General features: G+C 36.9%; 6 protein-coding genes. 4 read left to right on the forward strand and 2 right to left on the reverse strand.

Translation table 11 applies throughout. The features are described from left to right. Positions 1 to 336 precede the first annotated feature (336 nt). Positions 337 to 1,017, reverse strand: coding sequence for an ABC transporter ATP-binding protein (locus JUJ52_RS22360; RefSeq protein WP_121604058.1), 681 nt, complete (start codon positions 1,015 to 1,017; stop codon positions 337 to 339). A 3-nt stretch (positions 1,018 to 1,020) separates the two neighbouring features. Then, the gene (locus tag JUJ52_RS22365; RefSeq protein ID WP_026680420.1) at positions 1,021 to 2,088 is read right to left on the reverse strand and encodes an ABC transporter permease; all 1,068 of its coding nucleotides are present in this window, start codon (positions 2,086 to 2,088) and stop codon (positions 1,021 to 1,023) included. 201 nt (positions 2,089 to 2,289) lie between these two features. Between JUJ52_RS22365 and JUJ52_RS22370 the strand changes: the two genes are divergently transcribed. From JUJ52_RS22370 to JUJ52_RS22385, 4 genes are all read left to right on the forward strand, one after another. Then, positions 2,290 to 2,715: a DUF1801 domain-containing protein gene (locus JUJ52_RS22370; RefSeq protein ID WP_034678681.1), complete on the forward strand. Its 426-nt coding sequence runs from the start codon at positions 2,290 to 2,292 to the stop codon at positions 2,713 to 2,715. Positions 2,716 to 2,898: 183 nt separating this feature from the next. After that, positions 2,899 to 3,417 (forward strand): sigma-70 family RNA polymerase sigma factor, encoded by a 519-nt coding sequence (locus tag JUJ52_RS22375; protein WP_246484536.1) that lies wholly within the window; start codon positions 2,899 to 2,901, stop codon positions 3,415 to 3,417. After that, positions 3,410 to 4,228, forward strand: a complete 819-nt coding sequence (locus JUJ52_RS22380; protein ID WP_166529927.1) for an LCP family glycopolymer transferase — start codon at positions 3,410 to 3,412, stop codon at positions 4,226 to 4,228. The genes JUJ52_RS22375 and JUJ52_RS22380 overlap by 8 nt, the downstream gene beginning before the upstream one ends. 338 nt (positions 4,229 to 4,566) lie before the next feature. Continuing rightward, positions 4,567 to 5,544, forward strand: coding sequence for a ring-cleaving dioxygenase (locus JUJ52_RS22385; RefSeq protein ID WP_026680424.1), 978 nt, complete (start codon positions 4,567 to 4,569; stop codon positions 5,542 to 5,544). The last annotated feature ends 297 nt before the right edge of the window (positions 5,545 to 5,841 follow it).

Genomic DNA, 5,841 nt, shown 5'->3' on the forward strand with positions numbered 1-5,841 from the left:
TTTTTTGAGCGGGTTTTGCTAAAAAAGTTAGCTGAAGGACAAACCCCATGGAAAGGGAAGTGGGCAGCCGGAGTGGTGGTTAAGCAGTAGCTATTATTCCATAATAGCTACTAGAGGAAGCGTAAATCTGAGCATTTAGTGATAAGGACTGAGCGAATTTTGCTCCGTTTTTCTTAGGGGTTTGTTTAAGAGCTTATCAAACAAATTAGAACAATAAAAGCCGAATAAATTCGATCGTTTGCTAGGGTGGTTACTTGGTTACTCCCAACGTTTCGAATTTTTCCGGCTTTTCCTTTGTCCTAGCTGCATTTGATCAATCGTAAAATAATCTATATCTTAATGGCTCGGTTGTTTTAAGCTTAACCTACCATCTGTAATGTTATAAACTTTATCACAGTAATCAATTAAGCGTGTATCATGCGTTACTACAATCGTTGTTTTGTCGTTTTTCGTGGTCGCTTCCTTTAACATCTCCATTACTTCAAAGGCGCGATCTGAATCAAGGGAAGCAGTCGGTTCGTCTGCAAGAATAATACTTGGATCTGTATACAATGCTTTTGCAATCGCAACACGCTGTCTTTCTCCTCCCGATAAATCAGAAGGAAAGCTGTTTAAGAGATCTTCGATTCCTAAGGATTGATAGAGCTCTTTCAGCTTCTCTGCAGATAAGTTATGCTTTTTCACTTTATCTAACAGTTGCATTTGCTGACTTACTGTTAAGAATGGCACTAGATTTGAAGCTTGTAAAACAAAGCCAATTTCACGTAAGCGGATGGCTGAACGTTTTTTCTCCTTTAGGCTGGTAATATCCATTTCATTAATAATAACCTTTCCGTTTGTAGGTGTTTGTAAGCCGCCAGCAATAGTTAAAAAGGTGCTTTTACCTGAACCGGATGGGCCAATTACCGCGATTAACTCTCCTTTTTCTGCTTGGAAATTTGTAGGTTTTAATGCTTCTATTTCTGTGTGACCTGAGCCAAAAAATTTATTTACCTGGTTCATCTCAAGAATAGCCATGTCTTACCCTCCAATCGCCTTTAGCGGGTCTATTTTAACAATCGTTTGTATTGAAAATAAAGCACCTAACACGGATACAAATATAAGTACAATGCCATATACCAGCAGGTCAAGATAATTAAATGCTACTGGAACAGCTGCAGGTAAGAAGAAGCCTGTAATCATTGTGAGAATAAAGCCGATAATTACTCCAGCAATAGCTAATAAGAATGTTTGAGCTATAACAGAGCGTGCTAAATAACTGCTTGAAATCCCTTGGGCTTTCATCACACCAAAGATACTGACCTTTTGAATCGTTAATACGTATAAGAAAATAGCCAGTACGACTGCTGAAATTATAAACAAGAAATAAATCATAAATGTTAACGTTAAGTTTTGTTCCGAATAGCCAGGTAGATTTTCGATAAATGTTGTCGTATCTACCACTTGTAATTCATCCGGTACTTCTATATCAGACAGATTATCGGTACGTAGTATGAAGGCATTTATTCGATCTTCATAGTTTTCTGCGGCTTTGCCATAACGAACCTTTTGTAATGTATACAAATCGGTATAAAGAACTGGTGCTGCATTAAATTTTGCATTATTTGTAAAGCCGACGATCGTTAAATCTTCTTCTGTAGAAGAAAGACTTAGTTTGTCACCAAGCTTAAATCCTTCATCTTTTAAAGATTCATTGGCAATAACTTCTCCTTCCTTAGCAAAGGCATCACCCTCAATGACATTTGGCATAATAAACTCTTCTTTATCAATGCCAAAAATAGAAACATTAGATTTATGATCATCCGAAGTAGCAATGGAATTAATCTGTGCAAGGCTAGCGTATTCATCCACACCTTCACCATTATAATCATCTAAGGTCAAACTAGACTGAGGTAAATTAATATCGGATTCCTCTGTTAATATCACGCCTTGGCCATCCCATTTATCTACCGCTTCTTTATTCATATTTTCTAATCCATTTGCTAATCCTGATAAAAAGAAGACAAGATAGGATACAAGCATTAATACACCAACAATTAAAGTGAAACGTAATTTGTTATTCTTGATCTCATTCCATGCTAAAAACATCGTTTCTCCTCCTGAATAAGACGGTTTAATGAATCATTCTTAGATAATCCTCTATTCTATAATAGTATAGGAATGTAGGATTTAAGCAAAGCGGATACACTTGAATAGCTATAAAAGGATTTTATTTGAGCTGCATAGAATATGTATATTAGATTATGGTTACTTCGATGTCGAATTCTTTAAAAAGGAGTGCATGTGAAGATGTATGAACTAAAGACAAAAGAAAATGATGGTAGTGTTATCGAATTTATTGAACAAGTAGCGAGTCCAAGAAAAAAGGAAGATGCCTACAGGCTATTAGATATTTTTACAGAAGTAACAGGTTATCCTGCAAAAATGTGGGGAACAAGTATTGTTGGTTTTGGGTCCTACCATTATAAATATAAGAGTGGACATGAAGGTGATGCAATGCTTGCTGGCTTTTCACCAAGAAAGGCTAAATTTAGTCTATATTTCGCTACCGGAGACGAAGAGCGAGAGATATTATTGCAGAAACTTGGAAAACATACGAGTGGGAAAGCATGTGTCTATATTAACAAGCTATCAGATATTGATATTGACGTATTGAAGCAATTAATTCATCAATCTGTTGTTTTTTTAAAGGAAAGATATACTTTAAATGGATAAGCGTTAAAAAACAAAACGAGCATTTCGAAAGCCGACTATTCATTTTTTCTTAATCGCAATCTGAAACAACTATACTGAAAGCATTCTACGGGGGATGCTTTTTTCTTCGTTTAGCTGAAACTATTTCTTCGATAGGATCGTCAAACGAACAAGCAAACAACAGCAATGGATGAGGGGGGAATTATGGAACGAGAAAAAGAAAGGGTATTAGAGGAAGTCATGATTATGTATGGAGATGAATTGGTCCGACTTGCATTTCATTATGTGAAAAATGTAGAGACAGCAAAGGATATTGTCCAATCTACGTTTATTAAATGTTATCAGCATTTGGATTCCTTTCGCTATAAGTCTTCACTAAAAACATGGCTGTATCGGATAACGATCAATGGCTGCAAGGATTATTTGAAAAGCTGGCATCATCGAAAGGTGCAGGCAGTTCAACTTATTCAGGATGTCGCAGGCGCTATCTTTTCATCCGTAGAAGATAATGTTATTCAGAAAGAAGCAAAGGAGGAACTGCAGCAGGTAGTTTATACGTTACCAACTATCTATCGTGAAGTTATTTACTTGTACTATTATCAATCTTTTCAAATTGAAGAAATTGCTGACATGATGGAATTGAACACAAGTACAGTAAAAACAAGGTTGAAAAGAGCTAGACAACGATTGAAAACTAAATTGGAGGTGAACTATCATGGGTAAAAAAGAGAGAGAATACATTTCGTTTATCGAGAATGAATCGTTAACATTCACAGAAGCAGATCGTCAACAGACATTACAGCAGATTCATACAGCAAAGAAAAAACGGAAACGAACGTCTACGTCTTATATCGGTCCTACGATTGCCACTATGCTGATCGTGATCTTAGCAATTGGAGTAATAATGCCTTCACTTTATACGAAGGACAATCAAGCAGTATCTACTGACGTAAAAAACACATTTTCTGTGTTAATATTGGCGGAAGAATCTCATCGATCTGTATTTCAGCTGGTACTTACATATAATTCTGCAATGGAAAGTATAAAACTAGTTCCAATACCTCGAGATGCCTATGCAACCATTATTGATGCACATAATGACAATATGCGGAAGGATAAAATTGCGAATGCAATGGCTTATAATCAAGAGATCGAACCCGTGATAGCAACCTTCGAAAATTATTTCGATGTTCCGATCGATTACTATGCTGTCATTTCAACAGAATTTCTAAAGGATTGGGTTGAAACGGATAAGCACAGGAGTACTACCAAAATGGTTTGGGATAAAATTAACTATAAGGAAAATAGTAGTAAATTGGTAGAACAATTGACAGAACAAATTGAATCAACAAATTTATCATCTGCGAAGTTAGACAAGATAAGAGATGGTATTCATTCCTTTTCCATTGAGACAAAGGATATAACGATTAAAAAGAAAAAAATAACAGTGGATGGGATTTATTATGAAAAAATAGATGAGGGTGTATTGAATCAGATTTCAAATGAATTAAACGAGCATTTAAATGAAAAATAATAAACGATTATTTAGCTCATCCTAGGTAGTGTGCTATTTTTATTCAGCATATAACTGGCAGTAATACCCCGACTTCAAGCAATAGAGAGAGAAACCAAAATCGGTAAGAGAGGGATCGACTGCCAGTAAATGTCCGATTGGTTCAAAGGCTTTTAGGTCATACCCTTGTGGTACTAATCATCCGTTGGGTATAAACAACCCTCCCACGGATGGTAGTTTCACTATATGAATGAAGTTTAGTTAATGGACAAGTAGAAGGAAACGTGGTATATTTATATTTAATTAAAGATATATTAATTAAAAATATTAAGCCAGTTAGAAAATGAGGAGGTAATGACATGCAAGGATTAAAGGGAATACATCATGTTACAGCGATTACGAGCAGTGCAGAAAAAAATTACGAGTTTTTCACATATGTTCTTGGCATGCGTTTAGTGAAGAAAACAGTTAATCAGGATGATATTCAGACATACCATCTATTTTTCGCTGATGATAACGGGAATCCAGGTACAGATATGACCTTCTTTGATTTTCCCGGCATTCCAAAAGGGTCACATGGAACGAATGAGATCTACAAAACATCCTTCCGAGTTCCATCAGACGCAGCATTAGATTATTGGGTGCAACGCTTTGAGCGTTTAGAAGTTAAGCATACAGGTATTAAGGAGCAATTTGGCAAAAAGTCTCTATCCTTTGTGGATTTCGATGATCAACAATATCAATTAATTTCTGATGAAGCTAATGAAGGTGTTGATTCCGGTATTCCTTGGAAAAAAGGACCGATTCCATTAGAATATGCGATCACAGGTTTAGGACCAATCTTTGTTCGTATTGCTAACTTTGATTACTTTAAAGAAATGATGGAGAACGTGCTACAGTTTAAAGAGATTGATCAAGAAGGAGCATTTCACCTGTTTGAAGTTGGGCTAGGTGGTAATGGTGCACAGGTTGTAGTGGAATATAATCCAGTGCTACCTAATGCACGGCAGGGTTTTGGTACAGTGCATCATGCCGCATTCCGTGTAGAAGACCGAAACGTTTTAGAGGATTGGATTAACCGTATGGAGAATTTTGGGTTTCAAACATCAGGGTATGTCAACCGCCATTTCTTTGAATCCTTATATGTCCGGGTAGCTCCACAAATTCTATTTGAATTTGCAACAGATGGACCAGGGTTTATGGGTGATGAGCCTTATGAAACTTTAGGAGAAAGCTTATCACTTCCACCGTTTCTTGAACCAAATCGAGCAGAGATAGAGGAAATGGTTCGTCCAATTGATACGGTAAGAAGTACGATTGCGTTTACAAAAGAATAAACTAGAGGAGAGTGTTTTCTTACCCGCACAACGGGAGGATACACTCTTTTTTCACTGTCTAGGAAATTACAAATAGGGTGCGTGTTTGAGCCACATCCAGCTCCAGCGCCTAGAAACTAGGCGACTTCATGAATCGCCTGACGATAAGTCAGCATCGGCTCGCAAGCTCACCGTGATTCCTTTCCGTTTTCTCGCTCCAGTCGCTACGCTTCTAATCAGGCGTTTGCGCTTTTGTTCTAAGTTAAGAAAGTATAAAATCGGTGCAATGACTGCGTTAAGCCAAGTAGTTATTTTGAA

Origin of the sequence: Virgibacillus sp. AGTR (assembly GCF_016919725.2) — a bacterium.
In the GTDB taxonomy this organism is placed as follows: Bacteria; Bacillota; Bacilli; order Bacillales; family Amphibacillaceae; genus Virgibacillus; species Virgibacillus salarius.